Source organism: Tepidibacillus sp. LV47, from assembly GCF_048381575.1.
In the GTDB taxonomy this organism is placed as follows: domain Bacteria; phylum Bacillota; class Bacilli; order Tepidibacillales; family Tepidibacillaceae; genus Tepidibacillus.
In genome coordinates this window covers 110,362-131,842 of record NZ_JBLWIF010000004.1, presented here as the reverse complement: position 1 = coordinate 131,842, position 21,481 = coordinate 110,362, and the positions used below count along the sequence as shown (strand labels likewise).

Here is a 21,481-nt window from a genome sequence, read left to right as displayed (position 1 = left end):
GGTGAATCGTATGGCAAATATTAAATCCGCGATTAAACGTGTAAAAACTTCCCGCAAACGCAATGAAAGAAATACTGCTCAAAAATCAGCTTTGAAAACTGCGATTAAACATTTTGAAATCGCTATTCAAAATAATGATGTTGAAGCCGCTAAAACCGCTTTCTTGAATGCAACCAAAAAATTAGACAAAGCGGTAACAAAAGGTTTAATTCATAAAAACAAAGCTGCTCGTAAAAAATCTCGTTTAGCAAAAAAATTAAACGCTTTGACTACAAGCGTAACAGCTTAATCAGACACAAAGAACGACCCACTATCTGGGTCGCTTTTTTTCTGTTTTTAATTATTTTTATATTTTCCTACACTACGTACTTCTCAGCTTCTAAAATTCGTGCAGCAATATTGCGCTTTAATTGAACGATATTGATCGGAGTGTAACGAGTGAGTTTCTTTAAGATAGACAATTGTGTCCTTAACACATCCCCTTCATCCATTGAAGCTAACGTAGTTTTTGCTATTCGAGCTAGACGTTCAAAGGTTTCTTGAAAGTAGACTTGAGTTATTTCAATCTTTTGTATTGACTTCTCTAAACCTACCTTATTTATGGATTTTAATGTGCGTAAAAGGATACTTTCTAACCCATAGATTTCAATGATCATATCTGACACATTGCGCAGGATCTCTTGTTCCTGTTCAATCTTCTGTTGGTATTTTTGGACAGCGATTCCTACGAGCATTAATGCCATTTTCTTTGTCTTCTCTAACAGATCCTTCTCTTGACTTAATGGGGTGTCATCAGGCATGGAAGGCATTAATCCCATCAGTTCTTGTTGTAATCCTTGTGCTTTTGCTAGAAGTGGGAGTTCCCCTTTTAGTGCCTTTTTCAGTAATGTTCCGGGGATCAATAGACGATTAATTTCATTCGTTCCCTCAAAAATTCGATTGATTCTGGAATCGCGGTATAATCGCTCAATCTCATATTCCTCAATAAAGCCATATCCACCATGGATTTGAACCCCTTCATCGACAACAAAATCAAGCGCTTCTGAACCATACACCTTATTAATCGAACATTCGATGGCATATTCAGCAATCCCATTGGCCACTTTTCGACCCTCGTCCTCTTTTACTCCTTTTAAGGAGGTTAACATCTCTTCAATCAATCCACCAGTCCGATAAACGGTGGTCTCATTGACATACGTACGAATCGCCATATCTGCCAACTTCTCTTGAATTAACGGGAAGGAACTGATCGGCATTTTGAACTGTTTCCGTTCTTTCGCATATTTCACGGCAAGATCAATCACGCGTTTTGACGAACCTACAGTACCAATTCCTAATTTATATCGTCCAATATTCAAAATATTAAACGCAATCACATGTCCTTTCCCCACTTCACCTAAGAGATTTTCAACAGGAACCTTTGCATCTTCTAAGATTAATGGACGAGTAGAAGAACCGCGAATTCCCATTTTCTTTTCCTCTGGACCAACCGATACACCTTCAAACTCTCTTTCCACGATAAAAGCAGAAAACTTATCCCCATTTACTTTGGCATAGACGATAAAGACATCGGCAAATCCTGCGTTAGTGATAAACTGCTTCGTTCCATTTAAGATATAATATTTGCCATCTTCACTTAATACTGCAGTCGTTTTTGCCCCTAATGCATCCGAACCAGACGTTGGTTCTGTTAAAGCATAGGCGGCGATTTTTTCCCCGGTTGCTAATGCGGGAAGATATTTTTTCCGTTGTTCTTCATTTCCAAAAAAGACAATGGGTAATGTCCCAATTCCAACATGCGCACCATGACTTAAGGCAAATGAACCAGCTTTTGCAATATTTTCAGTGATTAAAGAGGAGCTGATCTTATCTAAACCAAACCCACCATATTCTTCAGGTACATCTGCTCCAAGCAACCCTAATTCCCCTGCTTCTTTTAATAACTTCACAACCAAATCAAAATCTTTGTGTTCGATTTCTTCTGCATGTGGAAGAATTTCTCCCTCAACAAAATCCCATGTGGTCTTTGCAATCATGATATGCTCATCATTAAAATCCTCTGGTGTAAAAATATCCTCTGGTTGAAGATCATCGATTAAAAAACTACCGCCTTTGATTTGCTTTTTCTCTCCCATTCTGAATCCCCTCCATCAAATTTTTATCTTATAAAATTTCAAAAACTCCTGCGGCTCCCATACCACCGCCAATACACATGGAAACGACACCATATCTTCCATTTCTCCGTTTTAACTCATGCAGAAGTGTTACTGTTAATTTTGCTCCTGTACATCCTAATGGATGGCCGAGTGCAATTGCTCCACCATTCACATTTACTTTTTCTGGATCAAGTTCTAATTCGCGAATGACATACACGGCTTGTGAAGCAAAGGCTTCGTTTAATTCAAAGAGGTCGATATCTTCAAGCGTTAAACCTGCTTTTTTCAGTGCTTTTGGGATCGCTTTAACAGGTCCAATCCCCATAATTTCTGGGGCAACACCAGCAACCGCATAACTGACAAAACGAGCGATTGGTTTTAATCCTAATTCCTCAGCCTTTTCCCTCGACATTACCATCACAGCTGCTGCTCCATCACTGGTTTGCGAGGAGTTCCCCGCTGTCACCGTGCCATTTGCCATAAAAACAGGTTTTAACTTTGCTAAGACATCTAATGAAGTATCCGTACGGACCCCTTCATCCGTGTCAAAAATAACTTCTTCCTTACGTACCTTCCCTTTTTCATCTATGGTGGTTTTGGTCACTTTGATCGGTACGATTTCCTCTTTGAATTTTCCTTCCTTAATCGCTTTTGCTGCTCGCTGATGACTTTCAAGCGCAAACGCATCTTGTTCTTCCCTAGTTACTCCAAAACGTTTCGCAACTTGTTCTGCTGTTAATCCCATCGACATATAAGCTTCTGGCATATGCTCCATTAACCAAGGGTTTGGAGCTGGTCTATTTCCACCCATTGGAATCATACTCATACTTTCAACCCCACCAGCAATGACCACATCAGCAAAACCAACCATGATTTTTTCTGCCGCAATGGCAATGGTTTGCAGTCCTGAAGAACAATAACGATTCACCGTCATTCCTGGCACTGTGTTTGGAAGTCCTGCACGTAGGACGATGTTTCTTGCTATATTCATTCCCTGTTCTGCCTCTGGAAACGCACATCCTATGATCACGTCATCAATTTCTTCAAGCTTTAAGCCTGGTGTACGACGTATTAATTCATCAATGACAAATGCACCTAAGTCATCGGGACGGGTGTCCTTTAATGTACCTCTTGGCGCTTTACCCACCGCAGTTCTTACCCCTGCAACAATGACAGCCTCTCTCATTTTTAATCCTCTCCTTTAGTTTCGAAGTGGTTTTCCAGTTGTTAACATATGTTGCATTCTTGCTTGTGTTTTTGGCTCACCAACCAAACTTAAAAATGCTTCCCGTTCTAAATCCAATAAATACTGCTCCGTCACATAACTATTGGCTGGTATATTCCCACCTGCTAAGATATAGGCTAGTTTTTCAGCAATCTTCTGGTCATGTTCACTAATCATTCCGCTTGCCTTGTAGGAGTAGATTCCTAGCCTTAAGGTATTAAATCCCGTTTCTCCTACCACTCGAATCTTTTTTGGTTTGGGCGGTTGATAACCAAGCTGGTCTAAGGCTAAAACCGCTTGTTTCGCATCATAGATTTGGGTATCTCGATTCACAGAAATTCCATCCTGTTTTCGCAAGTATCCTAGTGTCTTTGCATCTTTTGCACTCGTTGAAACCTTTGCCATCGCAATCGTTTCAAATGCCCGATTGACAAGGGGTTGGACATCCATACTTACTCCATCTGGGATTCCTTCTAAATTGCGAAGTAATAATTCTTTTGTTCCACCCCCAGCAGGAATTACGCCAACTCCTACCTCAACAAGACCCATATAGGTTTCTGCAGCTGCTTGCACATAGTCAGCTGCAAATACGACTTCTGTACCTCCACCTAATGTCATACCAAATGGAGCAACAACAACAGGTTTATCTAAATATTTTAATTTCATATTTGCCTCTTGAAACATTCGTACCATTATATCAAGCTCCTCCCAATTCTCATCCTGTGCTTCCATTAGAATCATCATCAGATTGGCACCGACACTAAAATTCCTTGCTTCATTGCCAATGACTAAGCCGCGATAATTGCGTGAAACTTCCTCCACGCTTTGATTGATCATGGTAATAATATCGATAGCGATGGCATTATTGGGTGAGTGAAATTCTAATAGTGCTACATCATCGCCAAGATCAATGAGACTTGCCCCAGCGTTAGCTTTAATCACTTTCTTCTGTTCTTTTAAATCAGCAAGAGAAATCTTCTTCGGATTCTCTGAAATGTTCTTAAAGGTTCCATTGGTAGAAAAATAAAGGCGTTTGGTTTCTACCTCTTCATAAAAATGAGATTTGCCACTTTCTAAGAGTTTTGTAACAAACGAAGGAATTACTTCCCCTTCTTCTTTCATTCGTTTCACTGATTTTTCAATACCAATGGCATCCCAAATCTCAAAAGGACCCAATTCCCAATTAAATCCCCATTTCATTGCTTGATCAATATTGACGATATCATCTGCAATTTCACCAAGTTTGTTAGCAGAATAAAGTAAAACTCGTTTTAAGGTGTTCCAGGCAAATTGTGAAGCTTCATCTTTGCCATAAAGAAGTATCCTTAATTTATCCTTTAAAGTTTTGGCCTGTTTTGCCATTTCTACCAAAGCCGATTTGAATTTTACTTTTGGCACATATTCCATTGTCTTCGTATCCAGTACATAAATTTCTTTCCCTTTTTCCGTTTCTACTTTTTTGTAAAATCCTTGTTTGTTCTTATCGCCAATCCATCCCTTATTAACCATCTCATGGATATACGTTGGAATTGTAAAGAATCGCCTTTCTTCTTCATCCTTTAAGTGGTCTCTTACGTTATTGACAACATGGACAAAGGTATCAATCCCAACCAAATCTAACGTTCGGAATGAAGCACTTTTTGGCCGACCCATTAACGGGCCTGTTATCACATCCACCGCATCTGCACGTAAACCCATTTTTTCCATTTCATGAATAGTAACCATTAATCCATACGTCCCGATTCGGTTGGCAATGAAATTAGGCGTATCCTTTGCCAACACAATTCCTTTGCCAAGGACGTTCTCGCCAAAATCCACCATAAAATTCACTATCTCTGGATCGGTTGTTTCTGCTGGTATCACTTCTAATAGTTTCATATAACGTGGTGGATTGAAGAAATGAGTACCTAAGAAGTGCTTTTTGAATTCGTCTGATCGATCAGCCACCATCTCGTTAATCGATATCCCAGATGTATTAGAACTGACAATAGTTCCTGGCTTACGATAAGTCTCAATCGTTTCTAGTACTTTCTTTTTTACGGCTAAATTTTCAACAACAACCTCGATGATCCAATCCACCTCTGATAGACGATTTAAATCATCTTCCATATTTCCAACTTGGATTAAATCCGCATCGTCGACTGAGTAAAGTGGCGAGGGCTTCGTTTTTAGAAGAGCTTGCTTTGCATTGGCTGCCAAACGATTTCTTACAGATAAATGATCAAGCGTAAGACCCTTTTTCTCCTCATCGGGTAGTAGTTGCGTTGGAACGATATCCAAAAGATAAACTGTTATTCCCACATTGGCTAAATGGGCAGCAATTCCTGAACCCATCATCCCTGCTCCTATTACTGCAGCTTTTTTAATTTTCCTTTTCATGGACATACCTCCATTTCAAATTTAATGTACTCTGCACCTTCTTTAGTTGGTGGTGTCCAACGCGTCTCCGCTCTTCGTTTCACTGAATAAAACGTAAAGTGAAAAAGGCACTCCGCGAAGTCGTCGCTTTTGGTCACCACAAACCTATTTCAATGTTGTGTACCACCAAGTCCGCTTTTGATTACTAAAAACCAACCTGAATGACGATTCATTCACCAACAATATTATTTAAAATATTAAAAATATTCAGTTAATTCGAACTAGAAAGTTCCTCTTCCACAACAAGGAATATCCTCATCCCAGTTCCCTACATTATTTCATCTATTTCTTCTATTCCTTTTATCTTTTCTTTTCCTTTAAACCATTATCAATTACATATTACGGCGATATTGGCCACCCACTTCATACAATGCTCTTGTGATTTGGCCAAGAGAGGCTACTTTTACTGTATTCATCAATTCCGAAAAAATATTTTCCCCACGCAAAGCAACCTCTTTCAACCTGCTTAATGCTTCGTCTACCTCATGTCGGTGCTGCTGATGAAACTGTCGTAAGCGTGCAATCTGTTCGTCTTTTTCCTCAATTGTTCCTCGCGACAATTCAATCTTTGTTACTTCCCCTCCTCCATTGGGATTTAAGAAAGTATTAATTCCGATAATCGGTAGCTCGCCAGAGTGCTTTTTCATTTCGTAGTTCATGGATTCCTCTTGAATTTTACTTCGTTGATAAGCCTTTTCCATTGCTCCTAATACACCCCCTCGAGCATTTAACCGTTCAAATTCCTGAAGAACGGCTTCCTCAACCAAATCGGTCAATTCTTCAATAATAAAGGAACCTTGAAGCGGATTCTCATTTTTGGCTAATCCCAATTCCCGAGTGATTATCAATTGAATCGCCATCGCTCGACGAACGGAATTCTCTGTTGGAATCGTAATTGCTTCATCATAGGCATTAGTGTGTAAAGAATTACAATGATCATAGAGTGCCATGAGTGCCTGTAATGTCGTGCGAATATCGTTAAAATTTATCTCCATCGCATGAAGAGAACGTCCTGAGGTTTGGATATGGTATTTTAATTTTTGTGAACGTTCATTCGCACCATATTTGTACTTCATTACCACCGACCAAATTCTCCGAGCCACACGCCCTAATACGGAATACTCTGCATCCATTCCATTACTAAAGAAAAAAGAGAGATTAGGAGCAAAATCATCAATTTTCATCCCTCTGCTTAAATAGTACTCGACATAAGTAAACGCATTGGCGAGAGTAAAGGCTAATTGCGTAATCGGATTCGCACCTGCCTCAGCAATATGATATCCACTGATACTGACCGAATAATAATTGCGCACTTTATTTTCAATAAAATACTCTTGAATATCGCCCATCATTTTCAATGCAAACTCAGTTGAAAAGATGCAAGTATTCTGTCCTTGATCCTCTTTCAAAATATCTGCTTGAACAGTTCCCCGTACTGTTTGTAAAGTTTTTGCTTTAATCTCTTCTTTTTCCACTGAATCAGGTTCCCGCCCATGTTCTTCTTTAAACTTTTCAATCTGTTGGTCGATTGCCGTATTCAAAAACATAGCAAGAAGCATGGGAGCTGGACCATTAATGGTCATGGATACACTCGTATTCGGAGCACAAAGGTCAAATCCATCATAAAGTATTTTCATATCTTCTATGGTAGCGATACTTACTCCACTTTCACCAATTTTTCCATAGATATCTGGCCGTTGATCTGGATCCTCCCCATAAAGAGTAACACTATCAAAGGCCGTACTTAATCGTTTTGCGGAATCATCTTTTGTTAAATAATGAAAACGACGATTGGTTCTTTCTGGTGATCCCTCCCCTGCAAACTGGCGCTTCGGCTCCTCTTCTGTGCGTTTAAAAGGGAAAACGCCTGCGGTAAAAGGGAAAAATCCTGGTAAGTTTTCTTTCATCTTCCATTTCACAAGTTCTCCCCAATCTTGATAAGGTGGAAGAGCAATTCGGGGAATTTTAGTTCCTGATAAAGTCGTATGAAAGATTGGATCTTGTTGGTAGGTCGCTTTTATATTTGGCCACTCATCGAGCCACGTTTTCGTTTCTTGGTGTAGTTGTTCAGAGATTCGTTCTATTTCCTCATCGATCCAAGCGATTAATGCATGATACTGTTCTTTCCCCTTCTCTAGCAATGATTTTGTGCCTTTTAATTGATAGAGCTGCCTAGCCAATTCAACCTGTTGGTTAGTGAATTGCTGATATTGACGAACAGTATTTACAATCTCATAAAGGTAGGATTCTCGTTCTGGTGGTATGATTTGTTGATTTTTACTTTCATGCAAATGTACTTTTGGCTCTAATTTCCAATCTAGATGGTTCACTTGTATCACTTTTTCGATGAGGGCTTGATAAAAACGATTCATCCCCGTGTCATTATAACGATTGGCAATTGTACCATAGACAGGTAAATCCTCTAATGCTCGATCAAATAGTTGGTGGTTGCGCTGATATTGTTTTCGCACATCTCGAAGTGCATCCTCTGATCCTTTTCGGTCAAATTTATTGATGACAACCAAATCTGCAAAATCTAGCATGTCGATTTTTTCTAATTGTGAGGGAGCGCCATATTCACTGGTCATCACGTAAACCGAAAGATCCGATAATGTTGTAATTTCCTTATCTCCCTGGCCAATTCCACTAGTTTCAATGAAGATGAGATCAAAATTAGCCGCTTTCAAAATTTCAATTGCATCCTTTAAAGCGAGGCTAATTTCTGTTCGTGAATCCCTTGTTGCTAAACTTCGTACAAATACTTGAGGATGGTATACTGAATTCATGCGAATCCGATCTCCTAAAAGTGCTCCTCCTGTTTTCTTTTTCGTTGGATCGACAGCTAAGATGGCAATCGTTTTGTCAGGGAAATCCTGAAGAAAACGGCGGACAATTTCATCCGTTAGTGAACTTTTTCCCGCACCACCTGTCCCAGTGATCCCAATTACAGGCACCTTCCGATTTGCTAGTTTCTTTATCTCTTTTTTCCATCGCAACTCGTAGGTTTTTTGATTTTCCTGATTATAGCTGTTTTCAGTGAGGGTGATCAGTCTTGCAATCGCTAGATGCCGTTGTTGCTGAAAATCCTCAAGTTGAATCGCTGAAATCTGGGTAGTCGAAAAGTCGGTTTCTTTAAGCATATGGTTCACCATACCTATTAACCCAAGTCGTCTTCCATCCTCTGGTGAAAAAATTTTAGCGATCCCATAACGTTCTAACTCTTGAATCTCCTCTTGTACTATGACTCCACCGCCACCGCCGAAAATCCGAATATGTCCAGCGCCTTTTTCTTGAAGCAAATCAAACACATATTTAAAATACTCCATATGCCCCCCTTGGTAGGAGCTAATCGCAATTCCTTGAACATCTTCATCGATTGCCGCAGTGACTACTTCTTCTGCCGAACGATTATGGCCAAGATGAATGACCTCTGTACCTGCTGCCTGTAATAATCGGCGAAAAATGTTAATCGAGGCATCATGCCCATCAAAGAGACTAGAGGCTGTAACAAAACGAATTTTATGGATCGGTCGGTAAAATTCGGTTTCCATGAACACACCCCCTTTTTCCATTTTCGTCTTATTCTTTCAATAAGTAGTTCGCAATCACCAGTCGTTGAATCTCATTCGTTCCCTCATAAATTTGCGTAATTTTTGCATCCCTCATCATTCGTTCGACTGGATAATCCCGTGTGTAGCCATAGCCACCAAAGATTTGAACCGCCTCGGTGGTAACCTCCATCGCTGTATCACTAGCCATTAACTTCGCCATTGCCGATTGTTTGCCATATGGTAAACCATTGTCTTCAAGCCATGCTGCTTGATAGGTTAATAATCGTGAGGCTTCTATCTTTGTTGCCATATCCGCAAGTTTAAATTGAATCCCTTGTTGGGCAGCAATTGGTTTGTCAAATTGAACACGCTCTTTGGCATAGTTGAGCGCTTCATCTAAGGCTCCTTGGGCAATGCCAAGTGCCTGTGCTGCAATTCCATTTCTTCCACCATCTAAGGTCATCATCGCAATTTTGAACCCTTGCCCTTCTTCACCTAAGAGATTTTCTTTTGGCACCCGTACATTGTCAAAATGCAATTCTACTGTAGTCGAGGCACGAATTCCCATCTTTTTTTCCTTTTTACCAAAGCTAAAGCCTTCCATCCCTTTTTCCAAGATAAATGCACTGATCCCTTTATGCTTTTTCTCCTTATCTGTGACAGCAAAAACGATATACGTATCTGCCTCCATTCCATTTGTGGTAAAAATCTTCGAGCCATTGATGATATAATCATCCCCATCTTTAACGGCTGTGGTTTTGATATTGGCGGCATCTGATCCTGCTCCGTTTTCTGTAATCGCAAAAGCACCAAGTTTTTCTCCAGTGGCTAAAGGCTTTAAGTATTTTATTTTTTGCTCTTCATTCCCAAACTTATAGATTGGCCAGCTCGCTAATGATATGTGAACAGATAAAGTCACTCCTACTGAGGCATCAACCCGAGAAAGTTCTTCTACTGCAATCACATAACTTAGAAAATCTGCTTCAGCACCACCATACTTTTCAGGCCAAGGAATCCCCGTAAGTCCTAATTCCGCCATCTTCTCAAAAATCCCTCGATCAAAAAGTTCTTGTTCATCCCGAAATGCTGCAGTTGGTGCCACCTCATTCTCAGCAAAGTCCCGCACCATCTTTCGAAACATTTCCTGCTCCTCTGTTAAACGAAAATTCATATTACTCACTCCCCCAAAACGTTTATTTAAGTAATTGGTTCGCAACCACGATCCGCTGAATTTGATTCGTCCCTTCATAAATTTGAGTAATCAATGCCAAGACGACCGAGTCTCCCTATTTCCTTGATTAACTCTAAAGGAAATTGATCGCTTTCATCAATTTTCGCTGCGATTGGAGCGATCTCGTTCCTTGCAAAATCCCGAACCATCTTGCGAATGGATTCTTGCTCTTTTGTAAATTGAAAATTCATGCTATTTGTAGACATAAAAGCCACGACCTGTTTTTCTTCCTAACCATCCAGCTTTTACATACTTTCTTAAAAGTGGGCATGGGCGATATTTTGAATCTCCTAGTCCATCATGAAGAATCTCCATGATCGACAAACAAGTATCAAGCCCGATAAAATCCGCTAATTCTAATGGTCCCATTGGATGATTCATCCCAAGCTTCATGACTTTATCCACGGCTTCTGGTGTAGCCACCCCTTCATAGACGGCATAGATCGCTTCATTAATCATCGGCAACAACACACGATTCGAGATAAACCCTGGAAAATCATTCACTTCTACAGGTGTTTTCTTCAATGTTTTGGCTAAATTTTCTACCGATTGATAAACCTCATCGGTTGTGGCTAATCCACGGATCACTTCCACGAGAGGCATCACAGGAACGGGATTCATGAAGTGCATTCCAATCACCTGACCAGGGCGACTTGTCACCGCCGCAATTTCTGTAATCGGTAATGAGGAAGTATTGCTTGCTAGAATCACTTCTGGTTTTGCGATCCGATCAATCTCTTGAAAGATTTTGGTTTTGATCTCCATGTTTTCGGTTACGGCCTCAATAATGAAGTTGGCTTCATTCGCTAAGGTTAATTCTGTTGTCAGTTGAATACGAGCTAGAATCTGCTCCTTTTCCTCTTCCGAAATTCTACCCTTTTCCACATAGCGAGCAAGATTTTTTTCAATTCCCTTAAACCCTATTGAAAGATGTTCGTCTTTAATGTCTTGCATGATAACCTGAAAACCCGCTTGAGCAGCTACTTGGGCAATCCCACTTCCCATCTGTCCTGCTCCAATGACCATGATCTTTTGGATCGACATTTCTTTTCCCCCTTTTTAAACTATACTCGAACTAAAATCGCATCGCCTTGGCCACCACCACTACAGATGGCTGCAATTCCTAATCCGCCACCTCGTCGTTTTAATTCATAGATCAGGGTGATTATGATCCTCGTGCCACTCGCACCAATTGGATGACCAAGGGCTATGGCCCCCCCATTGACGTTTACCTTTTCTGGGTCCCATTTTGCAATTTTGGCACTGGTTAAAACCACAGAGGCAAAAGCTTCATTAACCTCAATCAGATCGATTTGATCAATGGTATATCCCGTCTTTTTTAACAATTTATTGATCGCAAGACCAGGAGCGATCGCTAAATAAGGAGCATCGACGGCTACCTCCGCATGACCGAGAATCGTCGCGAGAGGTTGCAAACCATATTGTTTCGCCTTTTCTTCTGATATAAGCACCATAGCTGCTGCTCCGTCATTAATCCCAGGTGCATTTCCTGCTGTGACACTCCCATCTTGGATGAATACAGGAGGTAATTTTGCTAGTTTTTCTAAACTAGTATCTCTTCTTGGCGATTCATCCACATCAATGATCAGCAAACTCTTTTTTTCCTGGATCGTGACAGGAACAATCTCTTCAGCTAACTTACCATTGTCGATCGCTGTAATTGCTCGTTGATGGCTACGGTATGCCCATTCGTCTTGTGCTTCACGGGAAATACCATATTCCTTGGCCACGTTACTTCCATGAACCGCCATGTGTACTTGATGAAAGGCGCAAGTTAATCCATCATGTACCATGAGATCAATCAGTTCGTCGTTACCCATTCGCATTCCGAATCGTGCATTTTTCAGCGCATATGGAGCTTGGCTCATGCTCTCCATTCCACCAGCGACGACCGTATCCACATCCCCACTGCGAATGAGTTGATCGGCTAATGTCACACTTCTTAAGCCTGAGGCACACACCTTATTAATCGTTTCTGTAGGCACATCCCAATCCAACCCTGCTTTTCTAGCAGCTTGACGTGAGGGGATTTGCCCTGCCCCGCCTTGCAGAACCATCCCCATAATCACTTCATCCACCCACTTCTCTTGAATCTTTCCCCGATCTAAAGCTGCACGTATTGCGATTCCACCTAGATCCGTTGCTGACATTGATTTTAATGCCCCACCTAACTTGCCAAATGGTGTCCGTGCAGCACTCACAATCACTGTTTTCCTCACAAAATCCCCTCACCTTCTATTTATTGATTACAGATTTGTACTTTGTATAAGAACGGAGCTCGTTACAAAGTACAAATCTTTAAACTAAAGACTTTTCTAACAACTCCACCACATCGAATGTCTTTATCTCTTCTTCAACACTTTTGGCTTTGGTGCCATCAGATAACATCGTTAAGCAGTAGGGACATGCTGTTGCAATCGTTGTTGGTTTCAACTGTAATGCCTGTTCAGTTCGAAGTACGTTGATCCTTAATCCCTCTTTTTCCTCTAACCACATCAATCCTCCACCTGCACCACAACACATGGCATCTTGCCTACTGCGTTCCATCTCTACCAATTCCACACCAGGAATTGATTTTAAGATGAAACGTGGTGCATCATAAATTTCGTTATAACGACCAAGATAACAAGAATCATGGTAAGTAATCCGCTCTTTCACTTCTTTTTGCGGTTTAATTCTTCCCTCCTGTATCAATTTCGCGAGAATTTCTGTATGATGATACACCTCTGCCTCTAATCCAAATTCAGGATACTCATTTTTAAAGGTGTTATATGCGTGAGGATCAATGGTTACAATCTTTTTGACGTTATATTTCTGGAAGTTTGCGATATTTTCGGTGGCAAGTTGTTGAAAGAGAAACTCGTTTCCTAACCTTCTAGCAGAATCTCCCGAACTTTTCTCCTCATTCCCTAGGATGGCAAAGGTAATTCCTGCTTTTTGAAAGATTTTCGCCAACGATTGGGCAATTTTTTTACTGCGATTATCAAACGAACCCATTGAACCGACAAAGAAGAGATATTCGAATTCCTCCGTCTCTTTTACAGTTGGAACCGTAATATCCTCCCGTTCGTGCCGCCAATTGGCACGTTCCTTGCGATTAATCCCCCATGGGTTTCCCTGACGTTCGATATTACTAAGAGTACGTGTTGCTTCTGGACTCATCTTACCTTTTGTTAGAACAAGATAACGGCGCATGTCTACAATTTTATCTACATGTTCATTTGTGACAGGACATTGGTCCTCACAGTTCCGACAGGTGGTACAAGCCCAAATTTCTTCTTCTGTGATAACATCCCCGATCAATTGCAATTCATGAAGCAGTTTTAGTGCTGTTGCCCCATCTGTTGTTGCCGCTGCCTCCCGCCTTACAAGAACAGCGGGAAGTCCTACCGATGCTGGATCTTTAAAAATTCTCCCTGGTGCCCAAGGTGTCGTATGTGGAGCAATAACCTCTCCTTTTTCCGTTAAATGATCTCTGAGCTTCGTGATCAATCGCATCGGAGAAAGGGTTTTACCTGAAGCTGATGCTGGACACATATTGGTACAGCGTCCACACTCCACACAAGAGTAAAGGTCCAATAATTGTTTTTGTGTAAAATCCTCAATTTTCCCTACGCCAAATTCTTCTTGTTCTTCATTTTCAAATGATATCGTTGATAGTTTTCCAGGAGAATGTAATCTCTTAAAGTAGACATTTACGATCGCAAAAATTTCATGTGCTTGCTTTGATTGAGGAAGATAGACAAGATAGGATAATAGAAGCAACAGATGTGCCCACCAAGCAATATAAAAGAGAACATATGCTGCATCAGTTGAAATGTTGTGAATGAGGAAATAGATAAGAGATGAGAATGGTTTGTAAATGGTTGGTTCCTCATGCAGTATCACCATCTCCGCTCCACCAGCAACGATTACGGATGTCATTAACGGAGCAAGGAACCAATAAACGAGTCCTGCACGAAAACTACGCTGTAATCGCGGTAATTTTTCCACATATCTTCGATAAGCCATAAAAAGAACGGCAAAGAAAACAGATCCTACTAATAACTCTTGAGATAATGTGAAGAAATGATAGAAAGGAACTGGAAGATGCCAACCGTTAACATTTGCAAAGCCTTTCCCGATTAAATCAATTGCTCCAAGCTGAACGAAAATCGCACCATAGAATAGAAAGACGTGCGTGATTCCACTCTTTTTATCCTTCAGCAACTTCTTTTGGCCCAATACAAACGTGACAATTGATTTCCATCTCTCCTTGGTATTCTTCTCCAACCTAGGATCTTTTCCCAATTTAATATAGGTATAACGAGCATGCAGCACTCGATAAAATAGCCAGAACCCATAAATGGTTACAACTATAAAAGCAAATAGATTAATTAGTTGCCACATTCTCACCCTCCTCTTTTCTTTGTTTTGATACGAATGTCTACGTTATATTTTCAGTATATTCAGATAATTAATGGTATAGTCTGAGATAAATTATGACACTCTAAGTAAATTAATTTACAAGTGCTTTGAGCTCATCTACCAAGAATGGCAACACGTCAAACAGGTCACCGACAATTCCATAATCTGCAATTTGAAAAATAGGCGCTTCTGGATCTTTATTCACGGCAACAATCACCTTTGAATTGGACATCCCAGCCACATGTTGGATTGCACCAGAAATTCCTAAGGCAATATACAAGTCAGGGGTTACCACTTTTCCTGTTTGGCCAATCTGTAATGAATAATCGGCATACCCTGCATCACACGCACCACGAGAAGCACCAACTGCGGCTCCCAGGAGTTCAGCCACCTCATACAGTTTTTCAAAGCCTTCTTTACTTTTAACCCCTCTTCCACCAGAGATGACGATTTTCGCTTCACTTAAATCCACACCTTTACTCGCTTTACGGATGACATCTCGGACTTTCACCCGTAAAGCATCTTGACTAGGAGTATAAGAGAGGACGATTTTTTCTGCTGTTTTCGATGAATCAGGTTCTTCCATCGGAATATTATTTGGACGGATCGTCGCAAAGACAAGGGGATCATGGGTTATTTTTTTCACGAATGCCTTTCCAGCATAGATGGGTCGTGTAAATACAATTTTGTCATCTATGACTTCTAAGTCAATATTATCAGTAATCAAACCAACCTTTAATGCGGCTGCGATTTTCGGAGCCATATCTCGACCAATTGGAGTATGGCCAATCAAGATCACATCCGGTGTAAACTGCTTTATCACCTCAATAAATGCCTCTTTATATACATCTGTAACATATTGTGTTAATGAAGGATCTTGAACTACAAAGACTTTATCCGCACCATGTTCAGCTAATGCTTGAACATATTCGTTAGAATCTAAACCTAACAATACACTCGCAATTTCCCCACCATCCGCTACTTTTTTCGCTGCTGCTAATACTTCAAAAGAAACATTGCGCAGTTTTCCGTTCTTCTCTTCTGCGAAAACCAATACCTTTCGACTCATCGCTTATACCCCTTTCTTTAAATCACTTTCGCTTCGTTCCGTAATAATTGAACCAATTCTTTGGTTTGATCCTTTATCTCACCTTTTAAGATTTTTCCACCACTTTTCTTTGGTGGTAAATAAGTTTCCAATACTTCCGTTTTGGCTCGAATTGCTTCTGCTGTAATATCCACATCTGGACGATCAAGTGGTTTTTTCTTTGCCTTCATAATCCCTGGTAAAGACGGATATCTTGGCTCATTTAAACCTTGTTGGGTTGTAATTAAAACAGGTAGGTTAGTTTCTACAATCTCTATGTCTCCCTCAACATCACGATGAACAATGACAACAGAATCGTTTATTTCAATTTTTACTGCTGTACCAATAAAGGGAATGCCAAGAATCTCGGCTATTCGTTGGGGAACTTGCCCTGAACCATCATCAATCGCAATATGACCTGCAAGAATAAGATCATAGGATTGTTCCTGAATTACCCTTGCCAACACATTAGAAACGACATATTCATCACCAAATAATCTCTCATCATCGATTAAAATCGCTTGATCAGCTCCCATTGCTAGCGCTGTGCGAATAGAACTTTCAAATCGATCAGATCCTAGTGACAAGGTTGTAACTGTTCCGCCTAACTCTTCTTTGATTTTCAGCGCTTCCTCTACCGCATACTCATCATAGGGATTGATAATAAACTCAACACCCTCTTCACTAATTTGACCATCTTTTAAGACGATTTTTTCTTCCATATCAAAGGTTTGTTTTAATAAGACCAAAATGTTCATTCCATATCTCCTCCTCATCTATCTATCCTCAAATACAGGGGAACGTTTTTCTAAGAATGCTTGCGTCCCTTCCTGTTTATCTGCCGTAATACAAACTTCCCCAAACAACTTAGCTTCTAGTAACAACCCCTCTCTAAATGATCCGCTTAACCCTTGGTTAATCGCTTCGATCGATTTGGCGATTGCTACTCCACCTTTTGTTGCAATCTGATGAGCCAACTTCTTCGCTTCCAATAAAACGTCTTCATCTAAAACGATGCGATTCACAACACCTACATGATACGCTTCATCTGCTGAATAAAGATTACCTGTTAACACCCATTCCATTGCAATTGAACGATTGGTCAGTCTTGCGAGTCGTTGTGTCCCGCCAAACCCTGGAATAATACCAAGATTAATTTCCGGTTGACCGAACTTTGCTGAATTACCAGCAATCCGAATGTGACAAGCCATCGCTAATTCCATCCCGCCACCAAGGCATACTCCATTAATCGCTGCAATTACTGGTTTTTTCATTTGTTCAATTCGATCAAATAGTTGCTGGCCTAGGCGTGATAATCGTTCTCCTTCTTCTTTGGAAGAAATGTTGGCAATCTCTTTGATATCGGCCCCAGCGACAAATGCTTTACCATAACCTGTTAGCACCACTGCTTTTATCCGCCGATCGACACAAGCTGCTTCAATCGCTGTTTCTAATTCTTGTAATGTTTTTACTCCAAGCGTATTCACTGGTGGATGGTTAATCGTAATAATTGCTACACGATTATCTAATTCATAATTCAAATGTTCAAATTCCATTTTTCCTCACTCCTTTATTTTCGTTTAAGACCATTCATTAATAAAGAAAATACTGGTTCTACTAAAGCAAGCAAATCATATTTCATATCTTTCATCACCCAGGATGTCGCCGTTTCATCTAATGTTCCAAAAATCATCTGCCGCATGAGTCGTATATCTACATCATCATGAAACTTTCCTTCCTCAATTCCAGACCGGATCAGGTCTTCAATGAGTAGATGATAGAGCTTTAAGATACTTCCAATTTCCTTACGAAAGTTACGATTAGATTGCCGCAATTCAATTTGTGTCACAATTGCAAGATGGGGATCCATCGCCAATTGTTTAAAATGCATATAAATGAGTTGATGAAGCTTTTCTTCGACAGAATGAACCAAATCTACTTGCTGTTTAACCTTTTCAACAAAGCTAGTCATTTTTAAACGAAATAATGAGATGAATAAGTCTTCCTTGTTTTTAAAATAGAGGTAGATTGTCCCGTCTGCCACCTGGGCTTCACGAGCAATCTTGGTTACTTGTGCATGATGATAACCATTTTCTGCAATCACTTTGACTGCTGCATCAATAATTGCATGATACTTCTCCCCAAATTTTTTTGCCATTTTTAGACTCCTTTTATACTGAATGATTATTCATTCATGTATAGTTAAAGCATATCGAAAAGAGAAAGAAAAATCAATATTTTTGTAATATTCTGAAAATAATAAGTACAAGTTCGCTTGTTTTTATTTAACTTACTTTGTCTTTGTTTATTTTGTTCTTTTCTTCCTCAATTAAGGCGCGACGTAAGATTTTGCCGACCATTGTTTTTGGAAGTTCAGATCGAAACTCATAAACTCTTGGAACCTTATATGCCGCCAAACGTTCTCTGCAAAACGCATCTAACTCTTTTTCGCTGACTTTTATTCCCTCTTTTAAAACGACGAATGCCTTTACTGTTTCTCCCCGATATGGATCAGGAATGCCGACAACGACTGCCTCCTGAACGGCTTCATGTTCAAATAGAACCTCTTCTACCTCTCGTGGATAGATGTTATATCCCCCCGCGATAATCATATCCTTCTTCCGATCAACAATATAAAAGTATCCTTCATCATCCATCGTTGCCAAATCTCCTGTCAATAACCAACCGTTTATGAATACCTTTCTTGTTTCTTCTGGACGATTCCAATAGCCTTTCATCACGACAGGACTTTTAATGGCTAATTCGCCAATTCCACCAATTTCTACATCTTCACCAGTAACAGGATCGACAATTTTTGCTTCCGTATCTGGCCATGGAATTCCGATGCTTCCTATTTTTCGTTTCTCCCAGATCGGGTTAGCATGTGTAACTGGAGATGTCTCTGTTAAACCATACCCCTCAATAATTCTTGCACCTGTTAATTTCTCGAATTTTTCTTGAACTTCTGATGGTAATGGAGCAGAACCGCTGATACATGCTTCAATTGACGATAGATCATACTGTTTCACATTGGGATGGTTGAGAAGTGCGATATACATGGTAGGAGAGCCTGGGAAAAAGGTTGGCTTTTCTTTTTCGATGGTTTGTAAAATTTCCTCGGCTTTAAATCTAGGAATTAAAATCATAGTTGAGGCAAGATGAATGCTTAAATTCATTACAGAGGTCATTCCAAATACATGAAAAAATGGTAAAACGCCAAGAATTCTTTCCTGTCCTCTTTTGACACGATATAACCAGTGTGCTTCTTGAATGACATTGACGACAAGATTATAATGAGTCAGCATCACACCTTTAGGAACACCTGTTGTTCCACCTGTATATTGTAAAAGAGCAATATCTTCTTTTGGATCCAACTGAACTCGAATCGGAAATACAGGTTGACTTTTCATTAATTTTGAAAAAAAGCAAACTCCCTCTTTTTTGGAGACAGATACATACTGCCCATCTTTTCTTAATTTCAAGTTATAAAGCAGATTTTTAGGGAAAGGGAGAAAATCTTTCAAACTAGTCACAATAATATGTTTTAAAAATGTTTTCGAACGAATATTTTCTACTTTTGAATAAAATAAGTCTAAAGTGATGATAATTTCCGATCCTGAATCAACCAGTTGGTGTTCTAATTCTCGTTCGGTATACATGGGATTGTTTTGAACAACAATTGCACCTAACATTAATGATCCATAATAGGCAATTACCGATTGTGGGGTATTCGGGAGCAGAAGTGCAACTCGGTCACCTTTCTTCACACCCAACTGTTTTAAACCATGAGCAAATTTGTACACATTATTCAATAATTCTTTATATTTGATGGTTTTGCCCATGAAAGATACCGCATCATGATTAGGATATTCTCTTGCCGCATTAACTAGAAGTTCTGTAATTGGAATCTCTGGATAGGAAATCGTGTGAGGAACTTCTTTGGGATAGGAAGAAAGCCAAATTTTATTGATTACCTCCTTATTCATTTTTTCCCCTCCTCATTTTTTCTTGGTTATATTTCTATTGTATATAATTTTATGAATATTTTGAATATTTTTATTTTTTCTTTTTAAATTTTTGAAAATAAAAAGGTCCGTGATTGCAAATCACAAACCTTACATAATTATTCGAACCTTTATCTTATTCACTTTTGTTTCATTCCTGTTAATGAAAGCAAAAATAACTCCAAAGCCAAAACTTTATCTTTTTTACCCGTTTTGATTTCAAAATCGATCGTGGCTAATTGACTTAAGATCTCTCTTAATTGTTGTCGTTCAAAACTTTTCCCTTGTTGTAATGCCAGTTGAACTACATAGGAATGAACTCCTATTTGACTTGCAATCTGCTGGTTTGAATAACCTTTTTGCGCTAATTCTTTTGTATACAACATAATTCGAAACTGTCTTGCTAATAAGGCCACAATCTTGATTGGCTCTTCTTTATTCTTTAAAAGATCATAAAGCATTCGAATGGCTTGATCGATTTGTAAATTAGCCACTTTCTCAATCAAAGAGAAAATATTTTTTTCTAATGTGCGAGCTGTTAATTCCTTTACAACCTGCAGATCAATTTGGCCTTCTTTTCCAACGTAGAGAGCCATTTTTTTGATCTCTTGCTCAAGAATTTGAAGTTCTTTACCAATGGTATATACCAAGAATTGTGCTGCATCAAGAGTAATTCCTACCCCTTCTTTGCGTGCCAACTTAAAAACGAAATCAACTAATTCCTTCCCTTTTAATATTGCAAAGGATTCTACCGTGGCAGTTTGTTTCAATATTTTTGTGATTTTTTTCCTTTCATCTAATTTTTCAGAAAACACAGTCAAAATTAGAGTACTGTAATCAACAGGGTTTTCTAAAAACCGTTCCAAACTCTCGATCTCATGTTCCACCTTTGTATTTGCTTTTTGCCCCGTAAGGAAATAGGCATTTTTTGCAATCACAACTTTATGTTCCGAAAGAAAAGGCAATGTTTCCGCTTCTTGAATCACTTCTTCGATCGGCGTTACTTGTAAATCATAGGTGATCAAATTCATCTCTCTCTCCTCAAAAGGAAGCCGTTGATGAATGATTTGCTCAATTTTCTGTTCGATTAAATAGGATTCTAATCCATAAAAAAGGTAAATCGATGATTTTGGCATAAGCTCCTCCTTCAATTTCAATCCCACGTCCATTATATCGGTAAAACTTCCATCGTTCTAGACAAAATCAATCAAAATAAGTTTGTATATTCCAATACGCTCCGTTATCCGTATATATTACACTCCCAAAAGTCGCTGAATATACAAACCTAATACCAAAATCTTATACATGATACTAAATAAAACCCCCTGTTATAAGGGGGCCTTAAAAGTCTCTTCTCAAATATGTAAACGCCCAATGGAAA

At 39.6% G+C, this 21,481-nt stretch carries 16 protein-coding genes; 1 reads left to right on the top strand and 15 read right to left on the bottom strand.

Going from position 1 to position 21,481, the window contains the following annotated elements; all coding sequences use genetic code 11:
• Positions 1-10 precede the first annotated feature (10 nt).
• The gene (rpsT, locus tag ACMW72_RS06810; protein WP_418368094.1) at positions 11-289 is read left to right on the top strand and encodes a 30S ribosomal protein S20; all 279 of its coding nucleotides are present in this window, start codon (positions 11-13) and stop codon (positions 287-289) included.
• A gap of 67 nt (positions 290-356) precedes the next feature.
• Here the strand turns inward: rpsT and ACMW72_RS06805 are convergent, their stop codons facing one another.
• From ACMW72_RS06805 to holA, 15 genes are all read right to left on the bottom strand, one after another.
• Positions 357-2,135, bottom strand: coding sequence for an acyl-CoA dehydrogenase family protein (locus ACMW72_RS06805; RefSeq protein ID WP_418368093.1), 1,779 nt, complete (start codon positions 2,133-2,135; stop codon positions 357-359).
• 28 nt (positions 2,136-2,163) lie between these two features.
• Entirely contained in the window at positions 2,164-3,342 is a 1,179-nt protein-coding gene (locus ACMW72_RS06800) for an acetyl-CoA C-acetyltransferase (RefSeq protein WP_418368092.1), read from the bottom strand.
• A 15-nt stretch (positions 3,343-3,357) separates the two neighbouring features.
• The gene (locus tag ACMW72_RS06795) at positions 3,358-5,760 is read right to left on the bottom strand and encodes a 3-hydroxyacyl-CoA dehydrogenase/enoyl-CoA hydratase family protein (RefSeq protein WP_418368091.1); all 2,403 of its coding nucleotides are present in this window, start codon (positions 5,758-5,760) and stop codon (positions 3,358-3,360) included.
• A 371-nt stretch (positions 5,761-6,131) separates the two neighbouring features.
• Positions 6,132-9,350, bottom strand: coding sequence for a fused isobutyryl-CoA mutase/GTPase IcmF (gene icmF, locus ACMW72_RS06790; protein WP_418368090.1), 3,219 nt, complete (start codon positions 9,348-9,350; stop codon positions 6,132-6,134).
• A 28-nt stretch (positions 9,351-9,378) separates the two neighbouring features.
• Positions 9,379-10,521, bottom strand: a complete 1,143-nt coding sequence (locus tag ACMW72_RS06785) for an acyl-CoA dehydrogenase (RefSeq protein WP_418368089.1) — start codon at positions 10,519-10,521, stop codon at positions 9,379-9,381.
• Between the two features lie 74 nt (positions 10,522-10,595).
• On the bottom strand, positions 10,596-10,787 hold the full coding sequence (locus ACMW72_RS06780; RefSeq protein WP_418368088.1) for an acyl-CoA dehydrogenase family protein: 192 nt from the start codon (positions 10,785-10,787) through the stop codon (positions 10,596-10,598).
• Positions 10,774-11,625, bottom strand: a complete 852-nt coding sequence (locus ACMW72_RS06775) for a 3-hydroxybutyryl-CoA dehydrogenase (RefSeq protein WP_418368087.1) — start codon at positions 11,623-11,625, stop codon at positions 10,774-10,776. Before ACMW72_RS06775 ends, ACMW72_RS06780 begins: the two co-directional genes overlap by 14 nt.
• A 20-nt stretch (positions 11,626-11,645) precedes the next feature.
• Positions 11,646-12,821, bottom strand: a complete 1,176-nt coding sequence (locus ACMW72_RS06770; protein ID WP_418368086.1) for an acetyl-CoA C-acetyltransferase — start codon at positions 12,819-12,821, stop codon at positions 11,646-11,648.
• 79 nt (positions 12,822-12,900) lie between these two features.
• Entirely contained in the window at positions 12,901-14,997 is a 2,097-nt protein-coding gene (locus ACMW72_RS06765) for a (Fe-S)-binding protein (protein ID WP_418368085.1), read from the bottom strand.
• A 103-nt stretch (positions 14,998-15,100) separates the two neighbouring features.
• Positions 15,101-16,078 carry an electron transfer flavoprotein subunit alpha/FixB family protein gene (locus tag ACMW72_RS06760; protein ID WP_418368084.1) on the bottom strand — a complete coding sequence of 326 codons (978 nt, stop codon included), beginning with the start codon at positions 16,076-16,078 and terminating at the stop codon, positions 15,101-15,103.
• Positions 16,079-16,095: 17 nt separating this feature from the next.
• Positions 16,096-16,854: an electron transfer flavoprotein subunit beta/FixA family protein gene (locus tag ACMW72_RS06755; protein ID WP_418368083.1), complete on the bottom strand. Its 759-nt coding sequence runs from the start codon at positions 16,852-16,854 to the stop codon at positions 16,096-16,098.
• 18 nt (positions 16,855-16,872) lie between these two features.
• The gene (locus tag ACMW72_RS06750) at positions 16,873-17,652 is read right to left on the bottom strand and encodes an enoyl-CoA hydratase-related protein (protein ID WP_418368082.1); all 780 of its coding nucleotides are present in this window, start codon (positions 17,650-17,652) and stop codon (positions 16,873-16,875) included.
• Between the two features lie 14 nt (positions 17,653-17,666).
• Entirely contained in the window at positions 17,667-18,254 is a 588-nt protein-coding gene (locus ACMW72_RS06745; protein ID WP_418368081.1) for a TetR/AcrR family transcriptional regulator, read from the bottom strand.
• A 127-nt stretch (positions 18,255-18,381) separates the two neighbouring features.
• On the bottom strand, positions 18,382-20,082 hold the full coding sequence (locus tag ACMW72_RS06740) for an AMP-binding protein (protein WP_418368080.1): 1,701 nt from the start codon (positions 20,080-20,082) through the stop codon (positions 18,382-18,384).
• A 158-nt stretch (positions 20,083-20,240) separates the two neighbouring features.
• Positions 20,241-21,236 (bottom strand): DNA polymerase III subunit delta, encoded by a 996-nt coding sequence (gene holA, locus ACMW72_RS06735; protein WP_418368079.1) that lies wholly within the window; start codon positions 21,234-21,236, stop codon positions 20,241-20,243.
• Positions 21,237-21,481 lie beyond the last annotated feature (245 nt).

Coding starts and splice junctions, on each gene's coding strand:
- rpsT (WP_418368094.1), top strand. CDS start 11: ATGGCAAATATTAAATCCGCGATTAAACGTGTAAAAACTTCCCGCAAA.
- ACMW72_RS06805 (WP_418368093.1), bottom strand. CDS start 2,135: ATGGGAGAGAAAAAGCAAATCAAAGGCGGTAGTTTTTTAATCGATGAT.
- ACMW72_RS06800 (WP_418368092.1), bottom strand. CDS start 3,342: ATGAGAGAGGCTGTCATTGTTGCAGGGGTAAGAACTGCGGTGGGTAAA.
- ACMW72_RS06795 (WP_418368091.1), bottom strand. CDS start 5,760: ATGAAAAGGAAAATTAAAAAAGCTGCAGTAATAGGAGCAGGGATGATG.
- icmF (WP_418368090.1), bottom strand. CDS start 9,350: ATGGAAACCGAATTTTACCGACCGATCCATAAAATTCGTTTTGTTACA.
- ACMW72_RS06785 (WP_418368089.1), bottom strand. CDS start 10,521: ATGAATTTTCGTTTAACAGAGGAGCAGGAAATGTTTCGAAAGATGGTG.
- ACMW72_RS06780 (WP_418368088.1), bottom strand. CDS start 10,787: ATGTCTACAAATAGCATGAATTTTCAATTTACAAAAGAGCAAGAATCC.
- ACMW72_RS06775 (WP_418368087.1), bottom strand. CDS start 11,625: ATGTCGATCCAAAAGATCATGGTCATTGGAGCAGGACAGATGGGAAGT.
- ACMW72_RS06760 (WP_418368084.1), bottom strand. CDS start 16,078: ATGAGTCGAAAGGTATTGGTTTTCGCAGAAGAGAAGAACGGAAAACTG.
- ACMW72_RS06755 (WP_418368083.1), bottom strand. CDS start 16,854: ATGAACATTTTGGTCTTATTAAAACAAACCTTTGATATGGAAGAAAAA.
- ACMW72_RS06750 (WP_418368082.1), bottom strand. CDS start 17,652: ATGGAATTTGAACATTTGAATTATGAATTAGATAATCGTGTAGCAATT.
- ACMW72_RS06745 (WP_418368081.1), bottom strand. CDS start 18,254: ATGGCAAAAAAATTTGGGGAGAAGTATCATGCAATTATTGATGCAGCA.
- ACMW72_RS06740 (WP_418368080.1), bottom strand. CDS start 20,082: ATGAATAAGGAGGTAATCAATAAAATTTGGCTTTCTTCCTATCCCAAA.
- holA (WP_418368079.1), bottom strand. CDS start 21,236: ATGCCAAAATCATCGATTTACCTTTTTTATGGATTAGAATCCTATTTA.